This window comes from Streptomyces sp. NBC_00510 (assembly GCA_036013505.1).
Lineage (GTDB): Bacteria > Actinomycetota > Actinomycetes > Streptomycetales > Streptomycetaceae > Actinacidiphila.
Genome location: CP107851.1, coordinates 6,156,796 through 6,182,347, shown reverse-complemented (window position 1 = coordinate 6,182,347; position 25,552 = coordinate 6,156,796). Strand labels below are relative to the sequence as shown.

The following is a 25,552-nucleotide window of genomic DNA, read 5'->3' as shown; positions in this document are numbered from 1 at the left end:
GGTGCCCGGCACGGTTGTTTCAGACAGTTCGTTGGCGCGGACCTGTCGTGGTCTCGGGTTCGGGCATCACCCCCTCGGCTCTCGGCCGGACGTGCCCTTGGCACGCCAGGTCCGGAGACCTGCCGCGAGCCGCGGCGCCACCCTCGGCAGGAGGGGGCCGCAGACGGCCGCGACGAGCCCGGCGACCAGGGCGATCAGGAGGACGTAGCGCACGGCGCCCAGCACCCACTCCGGCGTGCGGGACAGCGGGCTGTCGGCGGCCACGGGGACCGGCGGCGCCGTGGAGGCCTGGGTGCTCGTCGAGGGCGACGGGGGCGGTGTCGAGGACGGCTCGTTGCCGGCGGTCTGGCCACCGTCACCGCCGCCCGAACCGCCGCCCGTGCCGGAGGTGTTCTCGCTCTCCTCTTCCTCCTCGGGCGCGGAGGGGCCCGACCGGGACACGATGGCGTCGGCGGCGGACTCGGTCTGCTCGCGCAGCGACGCCGGCAGCGGGGCGTACCCGTCGGGGAGGGTGCCGGGGGTCACTCCGGGCGCCTGGCCCTTGCCGACGGCGTACCGCAGCAGTGCGGCGTAGTCCCGGCCCTCCTGCTTGCTGAGCAATTCGGGGACGGTGGCCGCGTAGGTGAGGAGCGTGAGCGGGTAGGCGTCCTTGGCCGCAGCCCTGGGGTCGCTCACCAGGACTCCGCTGACCGGGCCCGGCTTCATGGCCTTCTGCGCGGAGAGCATGGCCGCGTCGGTGGGCGCCACGAACGCGCCTGAGGCGTTCTGCAGCTTGGCCGTCACCAGTCCATAGCGCCGGGCGGTCGCGGTGTCGGTCACCGCGAGGATGGCCCGCCGGCCCGCCGGCTGCGGAGGGTCCTTCTTGTAGGCGGGCGGCTGGCTGGTCGGGTCCCAGTTGCCGCGGGCCAGCGTGTCGCCGCGGGCGGCGGAGCGGGCCGCGTTCTTCAAGTCGGTCGCGTAGGGGTGCTTGTCCAGGATGCACAGCGGCTGGTCCGGGTGGTCCGGGAACTGCTGGCAGTACGGGTCGCTCTTGGGGAAGACGTCGACGGGCAGGTCCAGGTCCTTGTAGTTCGGGTTGACCGTCATGCCCGAGAAACCCGGATCGCCATGGCTGCCCTCGTTGTCGGGCGTGCCGCCGAGGAACTCCCGCGCCGCGGGATCGCCGTCGACCCACTCCCACAGCTGCGAGGTCGCGTCGGAGAGCGGCTGCGGCACCAGCGCGTCGCCGAGGGCGCCGAGGAAGTCCAGGTCCTCGTAGTCTGGGTTGTACTTGATGAACTCCGGGTCGTGCCCCAGGTTGTACGGGTTCTTCGCGGTGCTCTCGGCGAAGCGCGAATTGCCGTCCTGGTACGACTCGGTGAGCAGCTTGGCCACCAGTCGCGGAGTGAGGTTGAGCGAGGTCAGCCGATTGCCGTTGCGTGCGCGGACCGCCTCGGAGGCGGAGGACGCCGCGTGACTCTCGATGAAGAACCCGAGGGTCAGCCCGGACAGGGTCACCGGTGCGTAGACGGGCTTGGTGTCCGGGGGCAACGTGGCCGGATCCGCCGCATGGTTGAGGAACACCATGCCCGGCGCGTCCGTGGTCAGGTTCTCGCGGGCGCCGACGTCGCCGGCCGGCGAGAAGCCGTAGATGGTCTTGTCGCCGGTCTGGCACAGGGTGGGCTGCCAGCGGTGCACGGCCTCGGCGACGAATTCGGTGCCCAGGGTGGGACGCTCGGCGGCCCCGATCGGGCAGTAGGTGCCGGCCCGCTCGAAGCGCAGCGGGAAGACCAGGCGCTCCTTCCAGTTGGTCGCCGACAGCGGCGAGGACTGGAGCAGGCCGTCCGACTGCGCCCGATACGAGGTCCCGTCGACCTCCGTCTCACCACGGGGGACGACGACGAGCCAGCACGAGCGCGCGCCGGACTTCCCCTTCGGGACGTCCCCGCACCCGAGACCGGGGGCCTCCGCCGCGGTCTGGACCTCGAAGTACACCTCCCCGGTGCCGCTGGAACCGGTGCGCGCGTAGGGCACCTCGTTGGTGGTGTTCGAGTCGAAGAAGTCGTTGGTGTTGCCGCTGTCGAACACGTCTCCGCTCACGGCGCGGAAGGGCGCGAACGAGATGCTGCTGCCCGGAGCGGGCGCCGGGAGCGTCTGCGCGGGGTCCTTGAGGCCTCCGTAGCTGAGCTGCCGGGTGTTGGTCCAGGCGCCGGCCGCCTGCCCGCCCGTGCCCGCGCCGAGGTCGGCCGAACCGCCGAACTGGCACTGCTCGGGGCTCGGCCCCGAGGGGTCGTCGCCCCAGCACTGCATGATCTGCAGGTAGTCGGCGGGGTACTTGCTGTCGTCGACGGTGGGGACCGCGCCCTTCCAGGTGATCTTCACGACCTGGTTGACCAGGCTGCTCGTCTGGTCGACGGTCACCTTGAGGCCGGCGAAGTCCCCCTTGCCGGAGACGGTCATCGCGGAGCCGGAATCGGCCTGCGAGACGGTGGCCGGCGCGGCCGCCGCGGCCATCACCAGGGCGCAGGCGACGAGTACGGCGCGGTGTGCCGCCCGGCGGAAGCGCGAGGGGATCACGACCGCCTCCGCTTCGTGTTCAGCAGCGACGTGAGCAGCGGCGGCGCGACCGTCAGCGCCAGCAGCAGCACCGCGGCGAGCACCATCAGGGCGGTGCGCGTGCCGCCGCCGATGCTGCTGGAGGTGGTGACCGACGTGGAGTACGCCCCGTCGTCGCCGCCGGTGACCGAACCGTCGTTCGCGATCACCTGTCCCGTGTCCGGGTCGACCGACGGCGAGGCGCTCGCGTCGGCACCGCCGGACGACGTGCCGTCCGTACCACCGCCGTTCGCGCCCGCAGAGGAACCGTTCCCGCTGCCGTTCGTGCCGCCGTTGGTACCGCTGCCGGAACCGCCGGAGCCCGAGCCGCCCGAGGAACCCGAGCCTCCGCGGACCGTGGTCGGGGTCTTGTTGCCGCCGGTGCCGGTGGCGCACTGGCTGGAACCCCGCCTGTCGCAGGCCGCCGGGTAGGGCGCGTTCTTGGCCAGGGTGTTGGTGCCGTCGGTGGAGAAGGTGGGGTTCTGGCAATTCTTGACGTCGATCGACTCGACGTCGACCCCGGGGATGCGACGCACCTGCTGGAGACCGGCCTTCACCAGGTTGATCGGCAGCGGGGAGAACCCGAGTTTGCCGACGCTCTTCTGGCCTTCGCACAGGAAGTAGTACGCGAACGCGCCGAGGGTCCTGCCTTTCAGCTCGCTGAAGTTGTTCTCGGCCTTGGTGGGGATGATCATGTAGCTGTAGCTGGACAGCGGATAGGTCCGGCGGTCGGTGTCGTTGTAGACGCCGTCCAGCTTCTGCGTGAGCGTCTTGTCGTCGATCTGCGCCTTCAGCAGCGCCACCGCCACGTTCTTGTCGGTCGGCTCGACGTAGTAGCCCGCCTTGTTGAGCACCTTGACCACCGGGAAGTGCGTGGTGACCTTCGCGTAGGAGTACTCGACGTAGGTGATCGTGCCGACGTTGCGCTGCGCGGCGACGTAGCCGGAGACACCGTTGGAGCCCGCCTGGGCGACGACGGCGGAGGATCCGGAGATCTTGGGGTAGATGGACGTCGTGCCGCACGGCGTGGTGCGGCCGGCCTTGCGGCAGTAGTCGTCCCACAGCCCGCCGTACTGCTTGGCCATCCAGGTCGTGAACTGCGCGGTGGTGCCGGAGCCGTCCGAGCGGACCACGGGGACGACCGGACGCGCGGGCAGCGAGGCCGCGAGCGCCGGATTGTCCTTCTTGATCGCCGGGTCGTTCCAGGTCTTGATGACACCGGTGAAGATCTTGGTGATGACCTCGCCGGACAGCCGCAGGTTGGTCACCTGCTTGTTGCCGATCTTGAGGTTGTACATGAACGACGTGCCGCCGGCCACGATCGGCATGTACGCGTACTTGCGGCGCGGCGGGGTGTCGACGACACCCGAGTCCTTGATGCCGTAGGGGATCTCGGAGACGGCGAAGTCGACGGTGCCGTTGCGGAACTGGTTGCGGCCGTCGGAGGAGCCGGTCCCGGTGTAGGTGACCTTCATGTTGTACTGCTGGACGTTGGCCGTCCACTGGTCCATGGCGTTCTGGCTCCACGTCGAGCCGACGCCCGCGATCGGGACGTACGTCGCGGCGGCCGCCTCCTCGGCGACGGGCAGCGAGGCGCCGAACAGCAGCGCCGCCAGCATCAGGGCGAGGGCGGTCAGAGCTCTGACGCGGGAACGTTCGGACGGTGCCGGACGTGCTCCGGGCATGGCGGGTGACTCCTGATCGGTGCGGTCGGTGCCCTGCGTGCGGGCGGGGTGGACGGTCACGGCCGGGTCCCGGTCGCGGCTGCGGCTGTGGCCTGCGCGAGCGGATCCGGACGGCGGCTCATGCGCTCCGCGTCACGGCGGGAGGCCAGCACCCGCCGGTGCTGCTGGCCGCGGGACAGCTCGCCCGGGCCGCGGCCGCCGAGGACGCGGGCCAGCAGGAACAGCAGCAGCACGAGCGCCATCAGCAGCCCGGCGCAGCCGAACCCGCGGGCGATCATGTTGGGCTGGGGAGAGGCCACCAACTGGAAGGTGGCCAGCGGCAGTGACACCTGGGGCCCGCTCAGCGGGTCGGCGTTGAGCGAGGGGTTGGATCCGGCGGTGAGCAGCACCGGGGAGGTCTCACCGATACCGCGGGCGGTGCCCAGGATCACCGCGGTCGTGAGCCCGGAACGGGAGGTCGGCAGCACCACGGTCCAGATCGTGCGCCACTGTCCCGAACCGAGCGCGTAGGAGGCCTCGCGCAGGGAACTCGGCACCAGGCGGATGACCACGTCGGCCGCGCGGATGATGATGGGCAGCATCATCACGCTCAGCGCGAGCCCGGCGGCGAGGCCGGACTTCTCGAAGTGGAAGATGAGGATGAACGTGGCGTAGATGAACAGGCCCGCCACGATCGACGGCAGCGCGGTCATCGCCTCGACGACGGTCCGTACGAAGCGGGCGTAGGCGCCCGGAACCTCGTTCAGGAACACCGCGCACATCAGACCCAGCGGCACGGTGATCGCCAGCGCGATGCCGATCTGCTCCAGGGTGCCGACCATCGCGTGCAGCACGCCGCCCTGGGTGAGCGGCGCCAAAGGGCCCGTGCCCCCCATGGTCTGGGTGAAGAAGTTGAGGTGTGTCAGCGCGGGTCTGCCGCGGTACAGGGCGTACCCGACCACGAAGAGCAGGGCCAGCAGGAGCAGCGTCGCCAGGCTCTGCCAGATCACGGCGGCGACCCGGTCGCGCACCGCGACGCGGTTCTGGTCGAGGGAGACCAGCACCGCGTACAGGCCGATGAACAGGACGTAGGCGACGACCACGAAGCCCAGCAGCGAGTCGAACGGGGCGATCCAGCCGAACAGCACGAACGTCAGGGCCACGGAACCGGCCAGTGCGCCGGCCAGTGCCAGCCGGTCCTCCGCCGTCACGGGCGAGGTGCTGCGGCGCACCTCCGGCCCCGCGTCGTCCTCGCGGATCGGCGTCGTCGTCCGCGGTGTCTTGAGGAGATCGGTCATTTCAGGCCTCCGCCCCCGCGCCCGAGCGGCTGCGCGCCACGATCGAGGAGGCGATGAAGTTGACGATGAGGGTCATGACGAAGAGGGCGAGACCCGCGGCCATGAGGGCCGACATGCCGAGTTCGCTCGCGGATCCGTAGCGGAGGGCGATCAGCGACGACACGGAGATGGCGCCGTTCTGCAGGATGTGCGGCTGGATCTCGAAGACCGGCGAGATGATCATGTAGACCGCGATGGTCTCGCCCAGTGCCCGGCCGAGGCCGAGCATCGTCCCGCCGATCACGCCGCCGAGCCCGAAGGGCAGGACGACGGAGCGGATCATGCCCCACTTGGTGGCGCCGAGGGCGAACGCGCCCTCGCGCTCGCCGGGCGGTGCCTGGGAGAACGTCTCACGCATGACCGAGCAGGCGATCGGCGTGACCATGAGCGCCACCACCATGCCGGCGATGAAGGTGGAGGACGTGTAGACGGTCATGCTCGCGAGCGGGTTGTGCGGCTCGGCCCCGTTCACCTTGAAGATCGGGATCCAGCCGAAGTAGGTGGAGATCCAGCGGGAGAGTCCGACGACGTGGCCCTGCAGGAAGAACGCCCCCCACAGGCCGTAGACCACGCTCGGCACCGCCGCCATGAGGTCGACGAGGCTGACCAGGAACCGCTTCAGGCGCCGCGGGGCGTACTCCGAGATGTACAGCGCCGTGCCCAGCGCCAGGGGCAGCGCGAAGCAGATGGCGACCAGGCCGATCAGCACCGTGCCGGTGAGCACCGCCGCGATGCCGAAGTGGTGGGAGTCGGGCTCCCAGGCGGTGGTGGTGAGGAACGAGAAGCCGGCGACGCTCAGCGCCTCCCAGGCGCGGTAGGTGAGGAAGAAGCCGACCAGCAGCATGATCGCGAGCACCGCGGCACCGCTGCCCCGGGCGACGGAGCGGAAGACGCGGTCGCTCGGCTCGGCGGACGACCGGATGTCGCGCGGTACGTCCTCGGTTTCGGGAGCGGGCTCGGTGCCGGTGAGACCGGGAACGAGGGAGGTCATCGCGCCACCGCCCCGACCCGGGTCCCGGCAGGCGCGGTTGCTGCGGTGCGTGCGACCGGCGGAGCCTGCACGGCGGTCTCCCGCCGGGCCCGCCCACCGCGGGGTTCGTCCGGTTCTTCTCGCGTAGACCGCGCGGGCGCCGATGCGCGCAGGCCGCGCAGCCGCGGGCGGTGGGCCGTGCCCTCGGTCATCTCGGCGACCGTGACCGCGGCCAGGAAGAGGCCGAGGTTCTGCTGGCACTCGCGCAGGCGGTGGTACGTCCGCCCGGACACGGCGACGTTCCTGCCGCCGAGTTCGACGCGCCACGTCCAGGTGCCGCCCGCGTCGGCCATGGACAGCTGAGCCCGGACCTGGCCGATGTGCTCGCGGAGCAGGAGCACGGCGGCCTGGCACTCCGCGAGGGAGGCGTAGGTGCCCGCGCTGCGGCCCAGTTCGCGGTTGTTGGCGCCGACCAGCCGCCAGCCGACCGCGGTGACCGGTGCCCCGGCCCGGTCGGCCCGGTCGTGCCGGTCACCGCGGTCGTCACGACCGCGGCGGTCCTGGCCGTCGGGTCTGGCTCCCCTGTCGGGACTCGCCGTACGCGACGGGCCCTCCGCGGAGGGCCCGGGATCCTCCGGGCTTCCCGGTCCCGCAGGCGATGAGGCCTGTGGCAGGTACCTGCCACCACTGTGAGCCGACATGTACAGAACGCGTGGCCGGACCATGGCGGCCGACCTCCCTCCCCTTCGCGCTGTGGTGCCTCAGGCCGAAATACGTCCTCAGGCGGCACTGACAGTCGCGGCCCATGAGGGGGCTGCGCTCAAGGAAGAGTGAAGGCCGAACGGAGAGAAGATGAACGAAACGTGCAGGTCCACGCAAGGTAATCGGGATCAGGGCATCGGTGACGCTCCGCACCGGAACGGGGGTCTGTGGCGGGCGGTCCGACACGGACCGTCCCCGCACGACACCCCAGGGCGACCGGGACGGTCCGTCAGATGAGGGGACCCACCCGGGGTTACCGCACGTCCGTGACGCTTTTCCGCCATTTCGCCGCTACCTGGAGGGTGTCGGGGCCGTATGCGGAACCTTCACGGAATCCGGCTCCCGCCCGCACGGCGAGGGCCTCGGCGGGAAGCGCTCCCGGGTGCACCGTCGTTCGCCGGTCGGCGGGCAGGCCCGCCACCTGGTGCCACGGTCCCGGCCGGGCGCCTGCGGGCACTGCGCGCCGTCCCCCCGGACGGACCCCGCGGTCGCGTGCCGCGGGGTCCGGAAGGCGAAACGGAGTCACCGGCTGCCGGAGGGGGAGGCGGAGTGTGCCACGCGCTCACCCTCGGCGGCAGGGCGGGCGAGGGGTCAACTCGCCTTGCGCAGGACCTCGGTGACCTTGCAGTCGATCTCGCCGGAGGCCGGGTCGCTCCCCTGGGCGCTCGTCTGCGCCTCGTCCCCCGCGGTCAGGCCGGTCGTGGTCGCGACGGCCTGGGCGATGCGCGTTCCGCCGCCGTCCACGAACTCGATGCGCACCTGGTAGTCGGAGGTCTCCGAGCTGTGGTTGGTGAGGGTCACCTCGGCAGTGGGCAACTTGCTGAAGTCGGCGAGGCCGCACGAGGTGACCTTCGCGTCACCCGGGGCCGCCTTCCCGCCGCTGTCCTCGGCCGGGGACGCGCTGACCGCGGAGGAGTCACCCCCCGAACCGCCCTTGTCGTCCCCGGTCTTGAGGGCGAAGGCGACGCTGCCCCCCACGACGATGACGATGGCGACGATCCCGAAACCAAGTATCTTCCCCGCCCCCGTCTTCTTAGGCGGCCGGCTCCAGTCCGGCTCCTGGGGCGGCGGGTAGTGGCCCGGTGGCGAGGCGTGCGACGGCTGAGACATGGTGAACCCCCTGAGGCTCGGTTGTGAAGACACCGTGACAGAGCTTCACCATGCGCGCAGAGACAAAAGCTGTCTGTAATGTTGCCGTGACCGATCCGGTATAGATCATTCCTGATAGGTCTGCGCCAAGGGTCCGATCGGGCGGCCCGGAGCACCTCAGGGGATCGCGGGTCCCGCCCCGCCGGGCACCACCGCCGGTTGGCCGACGAGGCGTTGGGCCTCGCCGGCCACCGGCTCGGTGGGAAGCGGCGGGAAGCGGCGGGACGACGGAACGGACGCCGTCGCCGTCCCTCGGCCGGGGAAGGACCCCGGAGAGGTCAGCCGGTCAGCCGGTCAGCCGGTCAGGCAGTCAGCCGGTCAGACCGCGGCGCGTCAACAGCGGCTCGATGCGCGGCGCACGGCCCCGGAAGCCCTCGAACGCGGCCATCGGGTCGACGCTGCCCCCGCGGGAGAGCAGTTCGCGGCGGAAGGTGTCCCCGTTCTCGCGCCGCAGGCCGCCGTTCTCCTTGAACCACTCCACGGTGTCCGCGTCGAGCACCTCGCTCCAGATGTACGAGTAGTACCCGGCGCTGTAGCCGTGGGCGAAGATGTGCGCGAAGTAGGTGCTGCGGTAGCGCGGCGGGATCGCGGGCAGCGCGAGCCCGGCCTCCTTCAGGGCGGCGGCCTCGAACTCCTCCGCGTCGCCCGGGTCGTGGCCGGCCGGGATGGTGTGCCAGGCCCAGTCGAGGACGGCGGCCGCCAGGTACTCCACCGTACGGAAGCCCTGCCCGAACCGCTCCGCGGCCTCCATCCGGGCCACCAGTTCGGCGGGCATGGGCTCGCCGGTCTCGTGGTGGCGGGCGTAGTGGGCCAGCACCTGCGGCCAGGTCACCCACATCTCGTTGACCTGGGAGGGGTACTCGACGAAGTCGCGCGGGACGGCCGTACCGGAGAAGAAGGGGTGGCGGACGTCGGAGAACAGGCCGTGCAGGGCGTGGCCGAACTCGTGGAAGAGGGTGTTGACCTCGTCGTAGGTGAGCAGCGCGGGCTCGCCGGCGGCGGGCTTGGCGACGTTGAGGTTGTTGACCACGACGGGCTTGCGGCCGAAGAGCGCGGACTGGTCGACCAGGCTGTTCATCCAGGCGCCGCCGCGCTTGGAGGCGCGGGCGAAGTAGTCGCCCAGGTAGAGGCCGAGGGGCGATCCGTCGGCGTTGAAGACCTCGAAGACCCGGACGTCGGGGTGGTAGCCGGCGAGGTCGGCGCGCTCGGTGAAGCTCAGACCGTAGACCTGGCCGGCGGCGAAGAAGACGCCGTCCTGGAGGACCCGGTCCAGCTCGAAGTAGGGGCGCATGACGGCGGTGTCGATGTCGTACTCCGCCTTGCGGACCTTCTCCGACCAGTACGTCCAGTCCCAGGCGGAGAAGTCCTCCAGCCCGGAGGCGGCGGTCAGGGCGGCGGCCTCGCGCTCGGCGTTGGCGACGGCGGGCGGGACCAGACGCGCGAGCAGCGAGGTCACGGCCTCGGGGGTGCCGGCGGTCTGGTCGGCGACGACGTACGCGGCGTGGTTCTCGTAGCCGAGCAGGGCGGCGCGCTCGGCGCGCAGCCGGGCGAGGCGGGCGGTGAGTTCGCGGTTGGAGGTCAGGCCGCGGCCGAGCGAGGCCTCCAGCAGGCGGCGGCGCAGGGCACGGTCGTCGAGCGAGGCCAGTTCGGACTGGTTGGAGAAGTTCTTCAGGCTGAGGACGTACCGGCCGTCGTGGCCGAGGGCCGTGGCGTTGGCGGCCGCGGCGGCGACGGCGTCGGCGGAGAGCCCGGCCAGTTCGTCGGCGCCGTCGAGGACGAGGGCGGCGGCCTTGGTGTCGGCGAACAGGTTCTGCTCGAAGGCGGTGGAGGCTTCCGCGATCTCCGCGTTGAGCGCCCTCAGGCGCTCGCGGCCCTCCTCGGTGAGTTCGGCGCCCGCGCGGACGAAACGGGTGTGGTAGCGCTCCAGCAGCCGCAGCGCCTCGGCGTCCAGGCCGAGTTCCCGGCGGGTCTCGTACAGCGCCTTGACGCGGCCGTAGAGGACGGGGTCGAGGTGGATGGCGTCGGCGTGCGCGGCGAGGGCCGGGTTGATCCTGGCCTCGATCTCCTGGATGCCCGGACCGGTGTCGGCGCTCGCGCGGTTGAAGAAGACCTTCGACACGCGGTCCAGCAGGTCTCCGGAGCGCTCCAGGGCGACGATCGTGTTCTCGAAGCCCGGTGGTTCGGGGTTCGCGGCGACGGCCTCGGTCTCGGCGAGCTGCTCGGCCATCCCCTGCTCGAAGGCGGGGAGGTAGTGCTCCTCGCGGATGTCGGCGAAGGGCGGCAGCTCGTACGGGAGGGTGCTCGGGCTGAGGAAGGGATTCGTCGAGGTCACGCCACCGACCTTACGCCCGGTGCCTGCCGCCCGGACGTGGCCTTCCCTAGGATGCCCGGATGGCAGCTACGCGTACGGACGGCCGGGTGGAGCGCGGCAACCAGACCCGCCGGCTGGTGCTGGACCGCACCATGGCGATCGCCTCGGTCGAGGGTCTGGAGGGACTGTCGCTGGGCCGGCTGGCGACCGAACTCGGGCTCAGCAAGAGCGGGGTGTTCGCCCTGTTCGGGTCGAAGGAGGAGCTGCAGCTCGCCACCGTGCGGGCGGCCCGCGAGGTGTACATCCGGCAGGTGGTGGAGCCGTCGCGGGAGCTGCCGGCGGGGCTGGCCCGGGTGTGGCGGCTGTGCGACTCGTGGCTGGACTACTCGCGGCGGCGGGTGTTCCCAGGCGGCTGCTTCCTGCTGGCGGTGTCGGCGGAGTACGACGCGCGCAGCGGGCCGGTGCACGACGTGGTCGCCCAGGCGCGGCTGGAGTGGACGACCTACGTCGAGATCACCCTCGAGAAGGCCCGGCGGACGGGACAGCTGCGCACGGATGCCGACATCCCGTTGCTGGCCTTCGAGCTGGTCGCGCTGCTGGACACCGGCAACCTGCAGTCGGTGCTCTTCGACGACGTCGCGGCCTACACCCGGGCGGGCACCGCCATCCTCAATCGTCTGAGGGCCGTGGCCGACGGGGACGCGGCCGAGGGGGAAGTCCCCCCGCTGCCCGCCCGGTTCGAGGGCTGAGGGGCGCGGCTTCCCGCACCCGGACGGCTTCTCCGACAATCGGGGAGGCCGGTCATGCCTCCGCCACATTTGTCACCGTTACGCGGGCTTCGCGTCATAGATGATCAACAGCCCCTTGCGCCCTTGATCGCATGTCGTTGTCCCGGCGAGGCCGGCCACCCCCCGAGGCCGGCGCATGGGAGGTGCGTGGGAGATGACGGACCGGACCCTCTGGTCGTACGCCGAGATCGCCGCTCACATCCGGGTGCAGGTCGACACCGTGCGCTCGTACCGCAAGCACGGGCACCTGCCGCCCCCCGACATCGTGGAGGGCGGCAAGCCGTTCTGGTACGCGGACACCATCCGTCTGTGGAGCTCCCGGCGCCCCGGGAACCGCGGACGCCAGGAGTTCGGCTGACGTCGGCCCGGCCGCCGCTCAGCCCGAGCGGGCCGGCTCCGGCTCCGGGTCCGGGTCCGGTACGGGCTCCTCCCGCACAGGGGCCCGGCCGGGGCCCTCGCCCTCGCTCAGCCCGAACCGGTCGTGCAGCGCCTTCAGCGGCCGCGGCGCCCACCAGGTGGCCCGGCCGGTCAGCCGCATCACGGCGGGCACGAGCAAGGTGCGCACCACCATCGCGTCCATGAGGACGGCGAGCGCGATCCCGAGGCCCAGCATCTTGGTGTTGGCGATCCGCGAGGTGCCGATGGCGACCATCACCACCGCCAGGATCACCGCGGCCGCGGTGATGAGGCCGCCGGTGCGGCGCACCCCGAAGACGACCGCCGCACGGTGGTCACCGGTCCGGTCGTGCTCCTCCTTGATGCGCGACAGGAGGAAGACGCCGTAGTCCATCGAGAGTCCGAAGGCGACGCAGAACATCAGCACCGGCAGTGTGGTCTCGATGCTGCCCGTCGCGGTGAAGTCGAGCAGGCCGGACAGATGACCGTCCTGGAACACCCACACCACCGCGCCGAACATGGCGGTGAGGCTCAGCGCGTTGAGCAGCACGGCCTGCAGCGGGATGACCGCGCTGCCGGTGAGGAGGAAGACCAGCACCAAGGTCACCGCGGCGATCAGGGCGGCCGCCCACGGCAGGCGGTCGGCTATGACGTCCTTGGTGTCGACCAACTGGGCCGCGGTGCCGGTGGCGGAGACCTTGAAGGGGGCGTCGACCGCCCGGATCCTGCCGACGAGGTCCTGGCTCGCCTCGTCCACGGACTCCGCCTTCGGCAGCACGGTGAGGTAGGCCGCGCCGTCGGTGGCCCTGGCCGCCTCGGCCGGGCCGGGCGCGGCGGTCCGCCGGCCCTGCGCGTACTGGCCGGCCGGACCGTCGACGACGACCACTCCGGGCAGCGCGGACAGCCTGCCGCTGTAGTCGCCGAGCTGGGCCGCGGTGGGACGGCCCTCGGCGAGCACGGTGATCTCTCCGCCGGGGTTGCCGGGGAACCCGTCGCGTATGTGCTGCTGCACGACGTGCGCCTCGGCCGTCGCGGGCAGCTGGCGGTCGTCGGCGGTGCCGAACTGCACCTGCAGGAAGGGCAGCCCGAGCAGGACCAGCCCGGCGACCGTGCCGATCGCGAACAGCGGGGCACGCCGCATCACGAGGCGGGCGAGCCGCGCGTAGCCCGCGCCCGGCTCCCGTCCGGCCTTCCCGCTCCGCCGGCGCGACAGGAGACGGCGCAGGTCCAGGGAGTTGACCCGGTGGCCGAGCACCACCAGCGCGGCGGGCAGGATCACCAGCGCGGCGGCGGCCGCGAGCAGCACCACGGCGATGCCCGCGTACGCGAACGAGCGCAGGAAGTACTGCGGGAACAGGAACATCGCGGAGAGCGCGGCGGCCACGGTGAGGGCCGAGAAGAGCACCGTGCGCCCGGCCGTGCGCAGCGTGGCGCCCACGGCGGTCAACGGGTCGGCCCCGGTGTCCAGCTCCTCCCGGAAGCGCCGCACGACGAACAGGGCGTAGTCGATGGCGAGTCCGAGGCCGAGGGCCGTGGTGAGGTTCTGCGCGAAGATCGAGACGTCCGTGAACGTCGTGATGCCCCGCAGCACGGCGTTGGTGCCCAGGATCGCCACGACGCCGACGCCCAGCGGCAGTACGGCCGCGACGGCGCTGCCGAACACCATGATGAGCAGCAGGAGGGTGATCGGCAGCGCGATGAGCTCGGCGCGGGCCAGGTCCTCCTGGATCGTGGTCTGCAGGTCGTGCCGGAACGCGGCCATGCCGCCGACCTTGACCTCCACCGCGCCGTGCCGTCCCCGGTATTCGGGGGCGATGCGCTCGACGGCCGCGGCGACGGCGTCGTCGTCGCCGCCGATCCGGGCGACGATCATGGCCTCACGGCCGTCCTCGGCGCGCAGCGCGGAGGCCCGGGTCGTCCAGTACGAGGTGACGCCGGTGATGTCCTCGTCCGCCGCGAGCCGGCGACCGAGCTCCCGTCCCTCGGCCGCCACCTCCGGGGAGTCCACACCGGCGCCACGGCCGTCGACGAGGAGGATCAGATTGGGCTGCGAGTCCGGGAAGTACCTCTCCAGCGCGTCCGCCGCGTAGGCCGACTCCGAGCCGGGGGCTTCCCATCCGCCGCTGCGCAGCCGGTCCGCGACGCCGCTGCCCGCGACCACGGCGAGGGCGGTGAACAGCAGCGCCAGCAGCAGGGTGAGGCGAGGACGGGCGGTCATCGCCCGGGTCCAGCCCCCCGGCGGGCGCTCACGGTTGACATCCGACATGACAGAGGTGTCCCCTCCCCTGAGGAACCGCCGTAAAATGGCGAACACGAGCAATCACTCGCGTTTCTTCAGAATGTGAGCGACCACTCGCGTTTGTCAAACATGATTGGGGATTACACGTGCCTGAGGAGCAGAAGCCTCGACGCCGGCAGGCCCGCGGCGAACGGCGCGTGGCGCAGCTGCTGGAGGCGGCGGCCGACGTGTTCTGCAAGGTGGGCTACACCGCGGCCACCACGAACGCGATCGCCCGCGAGGCGGGCGTGTCCCCGGGCACGCTCTACCAGTTCTTCCCGAACAAGGAGGCCATCGCCATCGAGCTGGGCGGCATCCTCAACCAGCGGATGCGCGAGGGGCACGGGGAGCTGTTCACCCCCGAGAACGCCTCGCTGCCGCTGCGCGAGATGCTCGAGGTCATCGTCGCCCCGATGATCGAGTTCAACTGCCAGAACCCCGCCTTCCTCGCCCTGGTCCACGACAGCGACATCCCCGGCACGGTCGTCATGGAGCACGACACCCTGCACACCTCCCTGCTGGAGCGCGTGGAGACCCTGCTCGGCCTGCGCGCGCCCGCCCTATCGGCCGCCGAGCGGGCGCGGGTGGCCGCGATGGCCTTCGGCCTGTTCAAGGCGGGCCTGGCCCTGGTCCTGGCGCACGAGGGCGCCGAGCGGGACGCGTACGTCGGCGAGGTCAAGGCCGCGCTGTACGGCTACCTCGCCCCGCACGTCGGCACCGGGGCCGTCGCCATCACGGAAGCCGTCAGCACCCCCGCCGCGACCCCCTGAGACCGGGACCGGCACCGCCCGCTCCCCCGGCGGCGCGCCTCAGCCCCGCATCGCCCGGTCCGCCGGCTTCCCCTGCTGGGCGTCCCCCTCCGGTTCGTCCGTCCCGGAGGACGCGGCGCCGCCCGAGGCCACCACGCGTCCGGGGGACGTCGTACCCGCCGGGGCCGAGCGGCGCCCGGAGAGCACTTGCGCCACGCTGCCGATTGCGGCCACGGCCAGGGAGACCCCGAGGCCCAGCGCGACGGCGTACAGCGAGTTGGACATGGCGAGGCCGCCGAAGTAGCCCAGGCCCACCGAGTACGTCGCCCAGACCGCCTCGGCCACGCCCGCGCCGATCAGGTAACGGCGGGCCGGGTAGCGCACGATGCCCGCCGAGAGGCCGCCGACGACCCGCCCGCTGGGCAGGAAGCGGACGCCGATGACGAAGGGAATCCCGTGCCGCTGTATCCGGATGCTGGCCCACTCCAGCAGCGCACGGCGCCGCTGCCGCCGGTACAGCCGGGTCAGGACCCGGCCGCTGACGGCGCGGCCGGTGCGGTGGATCAGCAGGTCACCCAGGAGCGCGCTGCCGGCGACGACCAGCAGGACCAGGGCGATGTCCAGCCGTCCCTGGGCGGCCAGCACGCCCCCTGTGACCAGGAGCGCCGCGTTGGGCACCAGGGGCGGCGCGGTGGTGGCAGCGAGCACCGCGTACGCCCAGATCACGTGGCCGTCCCGCAGGTACCCCTCGAGGCCCGCGGTGAAGTCCAGGGCCGACACGATCCGTGCAACGTCCATCCGGCCGCCCCTCTTCCCGCCCCGGCCCGTCCCCCGTCTTCCGTCCCAGGCCTCAACGCTGGCAGGGCCGCGATGGAGGGGGCAAGGCGATTTCGCCGGGATCGGGGCATTCCCAGGGTTTTCCCGGGGGCGCCTCATCCTCAGGTACGGGGCCGGAGGGTCCGGCTGTGGCGCGGGGAGTACGCCCGGCGTACTCCCCGCGGGACGCGCGTGCGTCAGCTCAGCGGCCGAGCAGTTCGCCGCCGTTGCACTGCAGGATCTCCCCGGTGATGAAACCCGCCTCGGGGGAGGCGAGGAAGACCACCGCGGAGGCGACGTCCTCGGGCCGTCCGACCCGGCCGACCAGGGTCCGGCCGGCCCTGCGGGTCAGCTCGGCGGCGTCGAGCCGGGCGCCGAAGAACTCGGTGCCCGCCACGGTGCCCGGGGCGACGATGTTGCAGGTCACCCCACGCGGGCCGAGCTGCGCCGCCAGGGAGTGGTTCCAGGCGTGCAGGGCGGCCTTGGAGGCCCCGTAGGAGCCCCCGCCGCGCAGCGCGGCCACCGAGGTGACGGTGATGACCCGGCCGCCCTCGGGGAGCCGGTCACGTACGGATTCGGTCACCAGGACGGCGGTGAGGACGTTGCGTTCGAAGTCGCCGCGCCAGCGGGCCAGCACCCCGTGCGGGCCGGCCCCGATCGCGAGTTCCCGGCTGCCCGCGTTGTTGACCAGGACGTCGATGCGCCGGGGCAGCCGCTCGAGGGTCGCCTCCACGTCGTCGGGGTCGGCGAGGTCGCAGACGACCGGGGTGACGTCGTAACCGTGCTGGGAGCGCAGTTCGTCGGCGGTGGCGCGCAGCACCTCGCGGCGCCGGCCGACGATGGTCACATGGTCGCCGGCCTCGGCGAAGAGGGTGGCCACCGACCGGCCGATTCCCGTTCCCCCGCCGGTCACCACGACGTGCCGGCCCACACTTGCGTTCTGCGACATCACGCTCCGCCCCTCGAGGAGGAACAGCACGTTACGGGACGGGGGCTACGCGACCGGCACGGGGGTCTGCCATGATGCGGATGACGTAGGAGATGCGTAGCCGAGACCGAGATCACACTGGCTGGAACGTAACCTTTTGGTTTACGAGGGGGTCTAACCCGGCGAAGACACCGGGCTCCCGGCGGACTCGGTGAGATGATGAGCGGGTTGTCTTTGGGGGACAGCCCGGTCGCCATGCCGGGGCGAACTGCCCGGAGAGCTTTGAGCGGCCCTCCCGGGTGCTTGGTCCCGGCTGGGCGAGCGCACCCAAAGAACGCCCGGTACGGACCCGTGGGGGGATCCGCTCCGGGAAACAGGAGCGCCCCGTGCCGAACCCGTGGGGGGATTCGGCGCGGGGCGTTTCTCTGTGCGCGGGGCGCTCGCGTCAGCGGGCCTCGACCGGGACGTAGTCCCGCTCGACGATGCCCGTGTAGACCTGGCGCGGACGGCCGATCCGGGAACCCGGCTCGGTGATCATCTCGTGCCACTGGGCGATCCAGCCGGGGAGCCGGCCGAGCGCGAAGAGCACCGTGAACATCGTGGTCGGGAAGCCCATGGCCCGGTAGATCAGGCCGGTGTAGAAGTCGACGTTCGGGTACAGGTTGCGCGAGACGAAGTAGTCGTCGCTGAGGGCGTGCTCCTCGAGCTTCAGCGCGATGTCCAGCAGCTCGTCGGACTTGCCCAGGGCGGAGAGCACGTCGTGGGCGGCGGCCTTGATGATCTTCGCCCGGGGGTCGAAGCTCTTGTAGACCCGGTGGCCGAAGCCCATCAGGCGGACGCCGTCCTCCTTGTTCTTCACCTTGCGGATGAAGGCGTCCACGTCGCCGCCGTCGGCCTGGATGGCCTCCAGCATCTCCAGCACGCTCTGGTTGGCGCCGCCGTGCAGCGGGCCCCACAGGGCGTTGATGCCCGCGGAGATCGACGCGAACAGGTTGGCCTGCGAGGAGCCGACCAGGCGGACGGTGGAGGTGGAGCAGTTCTGCTCGTGGTCCGCGTGGAGGATGAGGAGCTTGTCCAGGGCGTCGACGACGACCGGGTTGAGCTCGTACTCCTCGGCGGGCACGGCGAAGGTCATCCGCAGGAAGTTCTCGACGTAGCCGAGGTCGTTGCGCGGGTAGACGAAGGGGTGGCCGACCGACTTCTTGAAGGCGTACGCGGCGATCGTCGGCAGCTTGGCGAGGAGCCGGATCGTCGAGAGGTAGCGCTGCTTCTCGTCGAACGGGTTGTGGCTGTCCTGGTAGAAGGTCGACAGCGCGCTGACCACGGAGGACAGCATCGCCATCGGGTGGGCGTCCCGCGGGAAGCCCTGGAAGAACCGTTTGACGTCCTCGTGGAGGAGCGTGTGCTGCGTGATGTCGCCGCGGAAGGCGGCGAGCTCGTCGACGGTGGGGAGCTCACCGTTGATGAGAAGGTACGCGGTCTCCAGGAAGGTGCCGCGCTCGGCGATCTGCTCGATGGGGTAGCCGCGGTAGCGGAGGATTCCCTGCTCGCCGTCGAGGTAGGTGATCGCGGACTTGTAGGCCGCGGTGTTGCCGTAGCCGCTGTCCAGGGTGACCAGGCCGGTGTTGGCGCGCAGCTTGCCGATGTCGAAGCCGTCGTCCCCAACGGTGCCCTCGATCACCGGGTAGCTGTACTCGCTGTCCCCGTACCGCAGTACTACAGAGTTGTCGCTCACGTCATTCCCTCACCGACGTCGTGCCTCTTCTTCGAGGTTGGTAGGTGCCCTGACTACCCCTACTGTCCCCCATTTGGCGTGGCCACGTGCACTCGGGGTCGGTCGAGGAGCCGAATGATGGCACTCAGTGCCTATCTTGCCGCCCGAGTCAGCCGGTGGTCGAGTGCCGTGAAGCGTCTGCCTGCGGAGACGGTGCGCACCGCTTGGCCGATCGCCTTGCGCGAACCCACGAGCACGACCAATCGCTTTGCCCGGGTAACGGCGGTATACAGCAGGTTCCGCTGGAGCATCATCCACGCCCCGGTGGTGACAGGGATCACCACGGCGGGATACTCGCTGCCCTGTGACCGGTGGATCGTCACCGCGTAGGCGTGCGCCAGCTCGTCCAGCTCGTCGAAGTCGTAAGGGATCTCCTCGTCCTCGTCGGTCAGTACGGTGAGCCGCTGCTCCACGGCGTCCAGGGAGGTGACGACCCCCACCGTTCCATTGAAGACTCCATTGGCGCCTTTTTCATAGTTGTTCCTGATCTGCGTCACCTTGTCGCCCACGCGGAAGGTGCGGCCGCCGAAGCGCCGCTCCGGCAGGTCGGGGCGGGCCGGGGTGACGGCCTGCTGCAGCAGCCCGTTCAGCACGCCGGCGCCCGCGGGGCCGCGGTGCATGGGGGCGAGCACCTGGACGTCACGGCGCGGGTCGAGGCCGAACCGGCGCGGGATGCGGCGGGCCGCCACGTCCACCGTGAGCCGGGCCGTCTCCTCGCCGTCCTCCTCCACGAAGAGGAAGAAGTCGTCCAGCCCCTGGGTGACCGGGTGCGCTCCGGAGTTGATCCGGTGCGCGTTGGTCACCACGCCGGACTCCTGGGCCTGCCGGAAGATGCGGGTCAGCCGGACCGACGGGACCGGGCCGCCCTCGGCCAGCAGATCGCGCAGCACCTCGCCGGCGCCGACGCTGGGCAGCTGGTCGACGTCACCGACGAAGAGCAGGTGGGCCCCCGGCGGCACGGCCTTGACCAGCTTGTTCGCCAGCAGCAGGTCGAGCATCGAGGCCTCGTCGACGACGACCAGGTCGGCGTCGAGGGGCCGCTCCCGGTCGTACGCGGCGTCTCCGCCCGGCTTGAGCTCCAGCAGCCGGTGGACCGTCGAGGCCTCGGCCCCGGTGAGCTCGGCCAGCCGCTTGGCCGCCCTGCCGGTGGGCGCGGCCAGTACGACCTTGGCCTTCTTCGCCTGCGCCAGGGCCACCACGGACCTGACGGTGAAGGACTTGCCGCAGCCCGGCCCGCCGGTCAGCACGGCGACCTTCTCGGTGAGCGCCAGCCGCACCGCCTGCTGCTGTTCGGGGGCGAGGTCCGCGCCCGTCCGCTCGGCGAGCCAGGTCAGCGCCTTGTCCCAGTCCACGTCACGGAAGCCGGGCATCCGGTCCTCCGTGCCGCGCAGCAGCCGCAGCAGCGAGCCGGCCAGGGAGATCTCCGCCCGGTGGAAGGGCACCAGGTACACCGCGCGCACCGGGTCGCCACCGCCGTCGGGGGCGGGCACGGGCTCGATGACCACGCCCTCCTCGCCGGCCAGCTCCGCGAGGCAGTCGATGACCAACCCGATGTCCACCTGGAGCAGTTTCACCGCGTCCGACAGCAGTTGCTCCTCGGGCAGGAAGCAGTTGCCGCTGTCGGTCGCCTGCGACAGGGCGTACTGGAGACCGGCCTTGACGCGCTCGGGGCTGTCGTGCGGGATGCCGACGGCCCGCGCGATGCGGTCGGCGGTGAGGAAGCCGATGCCCCAGACGTCGGCCGCCAGCCGGTAGGGCTGGTTCTTCACCACGGAGATCGAGGAGTCCCCGTACTCCTTGTAGATCCGCACCGCGATCGAGGTGGACACGCCGACGCCCTGGAGGAAGACCATGACCTCCTTGATGGCCTTCTGCTCCTCCCAGGCGGCGCCGATCAGCTTGGTGCGCTTGGGGCCCAGGCCCGGGACCTCCACCAGCCGCGCGGGCTCCCGCTCGATGACCTCCAGGGTGTCGGTGCCGAAGTGCTCGACGATCCGCTCGGCGATCCGCGGGCCGATGCCCTTGATCAGCCCGGAGCCGAGGTAGCGCCGTATGCCCTGGATCGTGGCCGGGAGGACGGTGGTGTAGTTCTCCACGGTGAACTGCTTGCCGTACTGCGGATGGGAGCCCCAACGGCCCTCCATGCGCAGCGACTCGCCCGGCTGGGCGCCGAGCAGCGAGCCGACCACGGTCAGCAGATCGCCGGCGCCGCGACCGGTGTCGACCCGGGCGACCGTGTACCCGTTCTCCTCGTTGGCGTACGTGATCCGTTCGAGGACGCCCTCGACGACGGCCAGTCTCAACTCCCCCACGGCGCGGGCCACCTCCCCGGATCTGCGATGTGATCCGACGGTACCGCCCGGCCCCGACAGGCCGCCGAGGGCTGTGGACAACTCCGCCCGGCGGGGCCCCGGAATGTAACGATCCGGTTTCGTACTCTTGCCCTGGAGCATGTAATCGATTCCAATCCTCTTTGTAATCGATTCCACGAGGAGGTGGGACGGGTGGCGAGCATCAAGGACGTGGCATCACGCGCGGGTGTCTCCGTCGCGACGGTCTCCCGCGTGCTCAATGACCACCCGGCGGTCCGCCCGGGCACCCGCACCCGGGTGCTGGAGGCCGTGGCCGAGCTCGGCTACCGGCCCAACGCGGTGGCGCGCTCGCTGCGCACCGACCAGACCCGGACCCTCGGCCTGGTCATCAGCGACGTGCTGAACCCCTTCTTCACCGAGCTCGCCCGCTCGGTGGAGGACGAGGCCAGGGCACTGGGCTACAGCGTGATCATCGGCAACGCCGACGAGCGGCCGGAGCAGCAGGACCACCACATCCGCACGCTGCTGGACCGCCGCATCGACGGACTGCTGGTCAGCCCCACCGACGGCGGTTCCCCCCTGATCCTGGACGCGGTGCTCGCCGGCACCCCGATGGTCTTCGTCGACCGCTGGATCCCCGGCGTCGGCAACGACGTCCCGGTGATCCGCACCGACGGCTGCGACGCGGTGCGCGACCTGGTCGCCCACCTCCACGGCCTGGGCCACCGCCGGCTGGCGATCATCGCGGGCCCCGCCGCGACCACCACGGGCCGCGAGCGGGTGCGGGCCTTCCGTGAGGCGCTGGCCGCCTTCGGCCTGCAGCTGCCCGACGAGTACATAGGCCAGGGCGACTTCCAGGCGGACAGCGGCCGCAGGGCCACCGCCCGCTTCCTGGACCTGCCGGTCCCGCCCGACGTGGTCTTCGCCGCGGACAACCTGATGGCGCTCGGCGCCATGGACGAGATCCGCGCCCGCGGCCTGCGCGTGCCCGACGACATCGCGCTCGCCGCCTTCGACGACATCCCGTGGTTCCTCCACACCGATCCGCCGATCACCGCCATCGCCCAGCCCACCGGCGAGCTCGGCCGCGCGGCCGTGCGCTCGCTGATCGACCGGGTGGAGGGCAGGCCGGCGCCGTCGGTCACCGTGTCCGCCCGTCTCGTAGTCCGCCGCTCCTGCGGCGCGTCCGAAGGGAGTTCCCGTTGAGCACGAGCAGCCCCGAGCTCCTCCGCATGGAGGGCGTCCGCAAGGTCTTCCCCGGTGTGGTGGCCCTCGACGGCGTCGACTTCGACCTGCGCGGAGGCGAGGTGCACGTCCTGCTCGGCGAGAACGGCGCGGGCAAGAGCACCCTGATCAAGATGCTCTCCGGCGCCAACCGCCCCGACGGGGGCCGGATCCTCGTCGACGGCGCGGAGGTGCGCATCCATGGTGCGCAGGACGCCGAGAAGCTGGGCATCGCGACCATCTACCAGGAGTTCAACCTCGTCCCGGCGCTGAGCGTCGCCGAGAACATCTTCCTGGGCCGCCAGCCGCGCCGACTCGGCCTGGTGAACCGCAAGCAGATGAACGCGGACGCCGCGGCCCTGCTGGCCCGGGTCGGCGTCGACGTCGACCCGCGCACCCCGGTCTCCGAACTGGGCATCGCCCGCCTGCAGATGGTGGAGATCGCCAAGGCGCTCAGCCTGGAGACGCGCGTCCTGATCATGGACGAGCCGACCGCGGTGCTCACCAGCGAGGAGGTCGACAAGCTCTTCCGGATCGTGCGCAAGCTGCGCGAGGACGGCGTCGGCATCGTCTTCATCACCCACCACCTGGAGGAGATCGCCGCGCTCGGCGACCGCGTGACCGTCCTGCGTGACGGCCGCAGCGTCTCCCAGGTGCCCGCGAGCACCCCCGAGGACGAACTGGTCCGGCTGATGGTGGGCCGCAGCATCGAGCAGCAGTACCCGCGCGAGCGCGCCGAAGCGGGCGCGCCCCTGCTGCGGGTCGAGGGCCTCACCCGGGGCGGCGTCTTCCACGACGTGAGCTTCGAGGTGCGGGCCGGCGAGGTCGTCGGCCTGGCCGGGCTCGTCGGCGCCGGGCGCACCGAGGTCGTCCGCGCGGTCTTCGGCGCCGACCCGTACGACTCCGGAACGGTCGAGGTGCTGGGCAAGCGGCTGCGCCGCCACGACGTCAACGCCGCCATGGACGCGGGCATCGGCCTGGTGCCGGAGGACCGCAAGGGCCAGGGCCTGGTGCTGGACGCCACCATCCAGGAGAACCTGGGGCTGGTCACGCTCGGCCGGGCCACCCGCGCCGGGTTCGTCGACCGGGCCGGGCAGCGCAAGGCGGCCGACCGGATCTCGGGGCAGCTCAAGGTCCGCATGGCCGGGCTGCACCAGCACGTACGCACCCTGTCGGGCGGCAACCAGCAGAAGATCGTCATCGGCAAGTGGCTGCTGGCCGACACCAAGGTGCTCATCCTCGACGAGCCGACCCGGGGCATCGACGTCGGCGCCAAGGTCGAGATCTACCAACTCGTCAACCAGCTCACGGCCTCCGGCCACGCGGTGCTGATGATCTCCAGCGACCTCCCCGAGGTGCTGGGCATGAGCGACCGCGTCCTGGTGATGTCCCAGGGCCGGATCGCCGGTGAACTCCCCTCGCACGAGGCCACCCAGGACTCCGTCATGGCCCTGGCCGTCGGCACAGCGCCCACCGAGGGCGGCAACGCAACAGCAACGAAGGATGTGGAGGGCTCCCGTGGCCACTGACACGCTCAAAAGCAGTACGGACACGGGCGGCGTCGCCGCGGCGCGCCGTGTGCTCCTCAACAACGGCGCGCTCAGCGCGCTGGTGGTCCTGCTGGTGGCACTGTCGTTCCTGTCGGGCGACTTCCTGTCCACGCAGAACCTGCTCAACGTCGGCGTCCAGGCGGCCGTCGTCGCCATCCTCGCCTTCGGCTCCACCTTCGTGATCGTGGCGGCCGGCATCGACCTGTCGGTGGGCTCGGTCGCCGCGCTCTCCGCGACGGTGCTGGCCTGGAGCGCGAGTTCGGCGGGCCTGCCGGTGTGGCTGGCGGTCGTGCTGTCCGTCGCCACGGGTGTCGCCAGCGGTCTGCTGAGCGGCCTGCTGATCTCCTTCGGCAAGCTGCCGCCGTTCATCGCGACCCTCGCGATGCTGTCGATCGGCCGCGGCCTCACCCTGGTCATCTCCCAGGGCAGCCCCATCGCCTTCCCCGACTCCGTCTCCCACCTGGGCGACACCATCGGCGGCTGGCTGCCCGTCCCGGTCCTGGTGATGATCGTCGCGGGTGCCGCGACGGCGATCATCCTCGGCCGCACCTACATAGGCCGCGCCATGTACGCGATCGGCGGCAACGAGGAGGCGGCCCGCCTCTCCGGCATCCGCGTCAAGCGCCAGAAGATCATCATCTACGCGCTGTCCGGCCTCTTCGCGGCGGTCGCGGGCATCGTGCTCGCCTCCCGTCTCGCCTCGGCGCAGCCGCAGGCCGCCTACGGCTACGAGCTGGACGCCATCGCGGCGGTCGTCATCGGCGGCGCCAGCCTCTCCGGCGGCGTCGGCAAGGCGTCCGGCACCCTGATCGGCGCGCTGATCCTCGCCGTCCTCCGCAACGGCCTCAACCTGCTGTCGGTCTCCGCCTTCTGGCAGCAGGTCGTCATCGGCGCGGTCATCGCGCTGGCCGTCCTGCTCGACACCCTGCGACGCCGCGCCTGACCGCGCCGCGCGCACCACAGACCCCCACTTCTTCTCCGCACCGCACCAGCAAGGAACCACCATGCGCACCAAGCTCATCTCCGCCACCACCGTCGCCGTCGCCGCCCTGGCGCTCACCGCGACCGCCTGCAACTCCGGCTCCGGCTCGTCCTCCGACGTGAAGGTGGGCCTGTCGGTCTCCACCCTCAACAACCCGTTCTTCGTGCAGCTGAAGGAGGGCGCGCAGGCCGAGGCGAAGAAGGAGGGCGTCGACCTGACCGTCACCGACGCGCAGAACGACGCGTCGCAGCAGGCCAACCAGCTGCAGAACTTCACCAGCCAGAACGTGAAGTCGATCATCGTCAACCCGGTCGACTCCGACGCGGCCGGTCCCTCGGTGAAGGCCGCCAACAAGGCCGGCATCCCCGTCGTCGCGGCCGACCGCGGCGTCAACAAGGCCGAGCTCGCCACCACCGTCGCCTCCGACAACGTCGAGGGCGGCCGGCTCGCCGCCAAGACCCTGGCCGATTCGCTGGGCGGCAAGGGCACCGTCGTCGTCCTCCAGGGCACCGCCGGCACCTCCGCGGCCAACGAGCGCGGCCAGGGCTTCAACGAGGGCATCAAGGCCTACCCGGGCATCAAGGTCGTGGCCCAGCAGGCCGCCGACTTCGACCGCACCAAGGGCCTGGACGTCATGACCAACCTGCTGCAGGCCCACTCCGACGTCACCGGCGTCTTCGCCCAGAACGACGAGATGGCCCTCGGCGCGATCAAGGCGCTCGGCGACAAGGCCGGCAAGTCGGTCAAGGTCGTCGGCTTCGACGGCACCCCCGACGGCCTCACCGCGGTCAAGGCCGGCACCCTGACCGCGTCCGTGGCACAGCAGCCGAAGGAGCTCGGCAAGCTGGCCGTGCAGAACGCGGTGAAGGCCGCCAAGGGCGAGAAGCTCGGCAGCCTGGTGAAGGTTCCGGTCAAGGTCGTCACCGAGAAGAACGTCGCCGACTTCTCCTCCTGACAGACCGCACCGGTACGGCAGGACCCCCGAAGG

17 protein-coding genes and 1 pseudogene are annotated in these 25,552 nt (G+C 71.3%); 6 read left to right on the top strand and 12 right to left on the bottom strand.

The genetic code is table 11. From position 1 onward, the window contains the following. Nucleotides 1–66 precede the first annotated feature (66 nt). The 7 genes from OG937_27905 to OG937_27875 all read right to left on the bottom strand — a co-directional run bounded on the left by OG937_27905 (nucleotide 67) and on the right by OG937_27875 (nucleotide 10,788). Complete coding sequence (locus OG937_27905; protein WUD75244.1) at nucleotides 67–2,556, bottom strand: hypothetical protein; 2,490 nt, start codon at nucleotides 2,554–2,556, stop codon at nucleotides 67–69. After that, the gene (pstS, locus tag OG937_27900; protein WUD75243.1) at nucleotides 2,553–4,259 is read right to left on the bottom strand and encodes a phosphate ABC transporter substrate-binding protein PstS; all 1,707 of its coding nucleotides are present in this window, start codon (nucleotides 4,257–4,259) and stop codon (nucleotides 2,553–2,555) included. The genes OG937_27905 and pstS overlap by 4 nt, the downstream gene beginning before the upstream one ends. Nucleotides 4,260–4,315: 56 nt before the next feature. Continuing rightward, nucleotides 4,316–5,536: a phosphate ABC transporter permease PstA gene (pstA, locus tag OG937_27895; protein ID WUD75242.1), complete on the bottom strand. Its 1,221-nt coding sequence runs from the start codon at nucleotides 5,534–5,536 to the stop codon at nucleotides 4,316–4,318. 1 nt (nucleotide 5,537) lies between these two features. Continuing rightward, complete coding sequence (gene pstC, locus OG937_27890) at nucleotides 5,538–6,566, bottom strand: phosphate ABC transporter permease subunit PstC (GenBank protein WUD75241.1); 1,029 nt, start codon at nucleotides 6,564–6,566, stop codon at nucleotides 5,538–5,540. Next, nucleotides 6,563–7,270, bottom strand: a complete 708-nt coding sequence (locus tag OG937_27885) for a hypothetical protein (protein ID WUD75240.1) — start codon at nucleotides 7,268–7,270, stop codon at nucleotides 6,563–6,565. Before OG937_27885 ends, pstC begins: the two co-directional genes overlap by 4 nt. A gap of 628 nt (nucleotides 7,271–7,898) precedes the next feature. Further along, a complete protein-coding gene (locus OG937_27880; GenBank protein WUD75239.1) occupies nucleotides 7,899–8,417 on the bottom strand; it encodes an FxLYD domain-containing protein in 519 nt (172 codons plus the stop codon). 349 nt (nucleotides 8,418–8,766) lie between these two features. Further along, nucleotides 8,767–10,788: a M3 family metallopeptidase gene (locus tag OG937_27875; protein WUD75238.1), complete on the bottom strand. Its 2,022-nt coding sequence runs from the start codon at nucleotides 10,786–10,788 to the stop codon at nucleotides 8,767–8,769. A gap of 59 nt (nucleotides 10,789–10,847) precedes the next feature. Between OG937_27875 and OG937_27870 the strand changes: the two genes are divergently transcribed. Together OG937_27870 and OG937_27865 are read left to right on the top strand one after the other, a co-directional pair. After that, the gene (locus tag OG937_27870) at nucleotides 10,848–11,516 is read left to right on the top strand and encodes a TetR/AcrR family transcriptional regulator (protein WUD75237.1); all 669 of its coding nucleotides are present in this window, start codon (nucleotides 10,848–10,850) and stop codon (nucleotides 11,514–11,516) included. 193 nt (nucleotides 11,517–11,709) lie between these two features. Then, nucleotides 11,710–11,913, top strand: a complete 204-nt coding sequence (locus OG937_27865) for a MarR family transcriptional regulator (protein ID WUD75236.1) — start codon at nucleotides 11,710–11,712, stop codon at nucleotides 11,911–11,913. 18 nt (nucleotides 11,914–11,931) lie between these two features. On the opposite strand, the gene OG937_27860 is transcribed toward OG937_27865, so the two are convergent. Further along, nucleotides 11,932–14,217: an MMPL family transporter gene (locus tag OG937_27860; protein ID WUD75235.1), complete on the bottom strand. Its 2,286-nt coding sequence runs from the start codon at nucleotides 14,215–14,217 to the stop codon at nucleotides 11,932–11,934. A 119-nt stretch (nucleotides 14,218–14,336) separates the two neighbouring features. Here OG937_27860 and OG937_27855 point away from each other — a divergent pair, with 119 nt between their 5' ends. Beyond that, nucleotides 14,337–14,999 carry a TetR/AcrR family transcriptional regulator gene (locus OG937_27855; GenBank protein ID WUD75234.1) on the top strand — a complete coding sequence of 221 codons (663 nt, stop codon included), beginning with the start codon at nucleotides 14,337–14,339 and terminating at the stop codon, nucleotides 14,997–14,999. Between the two features lie 39 nt (nucleotides 15,000–15,038). Here OG937_27855 and OG937_27850 read toward each other — a convergent pair whose 3' ends face one another. The 4 genes from OG937_27850 to OG937_27835 all read right to left on the bottom strand — a co-directional run bounded on the left by OG937_27850 (nucleotide 15,039) and on the right by OG937_27835 (nucleotide 20,808). Beyond that, complete coding sequence (locus tag OG937_27850) at nucleotides 15,039–15,776, bottom strand: VTT domain-containing protein (protein WUD75233.1); 738 nt, start codon at nucleotides 15,774–15,776, stop codon at nucleotides 15,039–15,041. A gap of 220 nt (nucleotides 15,777–15,996) precedes the next feature. Then, complete coding sequence (locus OG937_27845; protein WUD75232.1) at nucleotides 15,997–16,743, bottom strand: SDR family oxidoreductase; 747 nt, start codon at nucleotides 16,741–16,743, stop codon at nucleotides 15,997–15,999. Nucleotides 16,744–17,167: 424 nt separating this feature from the next. Further along, nucleotides 17,168–18,457 carry a citrate synthase gene (locus OG937_27840; GenBank protein ID WUD75231.1) on the bottom strand — a complete coding sequence of 430 codons (1,290 nt, stop codon included), beginning with the start codon at nucleotides 18,455–18,457 and terminating at the stop codon, nucleotides 17,168–17,170. Nucleotides 18,458–18,588: 131 nt separating this feature from the next. Then, nucleotides 18,589–20,808 carry an ATP-dependent RecD-like DNA helicase gene (locus OG937_27835; GenBank protein WUD75230.1) on the bottom strand — a complete coding sequence of 740 codons (2,220 nt, stop codon included), beginning with the start codon at nucleotides 20,806–20,808 and terminating at the stop codon, nucleotides 18,589–18,591. A gap of 192 nt (nucleotides 20,809–21,000) precedes the next feature. Here OG937_27835 and OG937_27830 point away from each other — a divergent pair, with 192 nt between their 5' ends. From OG937_27830 to OG937_27820, 3 genes and pseudogenes are all read left to right on the top strand, one after another. Further along, complete coding sequence (locus tag OG937_27830; protein ID WUD75229.1) at nucleotides 21,001–22,014, top strand: LacI family transcriptional regulator; 1,014 nt, start codon at nucleotides 21,001–21,003, stop codon at nucleotides 22,012–22,014. Between the two features lie 26 nt (nucleotides 22,015–22,040). Further along, nucleotides 22,041–23,561, top strand: coding sequence for a sugar ABC transporter ATP-binding protein (locus tag OG937_27825; protein ID WUD78906.1), 1,521 nt, complete (start codon nucleotides 22,041–22,043; stop codon nucleotides 23,559–23,561). Beyond that, nucleotides 23,551–25,519, top strand: a pseudogene (locus OG937_27820) (substrate-binding domain-containing protein). The gene OG937_27825 and the pseudogene OG937_27820 overlap by 11 nt, the downstream one beginning before the upstream one ends. The last annotated feature ends 33 nt before the right edge of the window (nucleotides 25,520–25,552 follow it).

What these genes read in the sequence shown, in the direction of transcription:
- pstS (WUD75243.1), bottom strand. Translation starts at nt 4,259, where the DNA reads ATGCCCGGAGCACGTCCGGCACCGTCCGAACGTTCCCGCGTCAGAGCT.
- pstA (WUD75242.1), bottom strand. Translation starts at nt 5,536, where the DNA reads ATGACCGATCTCCTCAAGACACCGCGGACGACGACGCCGATCCGCGAG.
- pstC (WUD75241.1), bottom strand. Translation starts at nt 6,566, where the DNA reads ATGACCTCCCTCGTTCCCGGTCTCACCGGCACCGAGCCCGCTCCCGAA.
- OG937_27885 (WUD75240.1), bottom strand. Translation starts at nt 7,270, where the DNA reads ATGGTCCGGCCACGCGTTCTGTACATGTCGGCTCACAGTGGTGGCAGG.
- OG937_27880 (WUD75239.1), bottom strand. Translation starts at nt 8,417, where the DNA reads ATGTCTCAGCCGTCGCACGCCTCGCCACCGGGCCACTACCCGCCGCCC.
- OG937_27870 (WUD75237.1), top strand. Translation starts at nt 10,848, where the DNA reads ATGGCAGCTACGCGTACGGACGGCCGGGTGGAGCGCGGCAACCAGACC.
- OG937_27865 (WUD75236.1), top strand. Translation starts at nt 11,710, where the DNA reads ATGACGGACCGGACCCTCTGGTCGTACGCCGAGATCGCCGCTCACATC.
- OG937_27860 (WUD75235.1), bottom strand. Translation starts at nt 14,217, where the DNA reads ATGTCGGATGTCAACCGTGAGCGCCCGCCGGGGGGCTGGACCCGGGCG.
- OG937_27850 (WUD75233.1), bottom strand. Translation starts at nt 15,776, where the DNA reads ATGGACGTTGCACGGATCGTGTCGGCCCTGGACTTCACCGCGGGCCTC.
- OG937_27845 (WUD75232.1), bottom strand. Translation starts at nt 16,743, where the DNA reads ATGTCGCAGAACGCAAGTGTGGGCCGGCACGTCGTGGTGACCGGCGGG.
- OG937_27825 (WUD78906.1), top strand. Translation starts at nt 22,041, where the DNA reads ATGGAGGGCGTCCGCAAGGTCTTCCCCGGTGTGGTGGCCCTCGACGGC.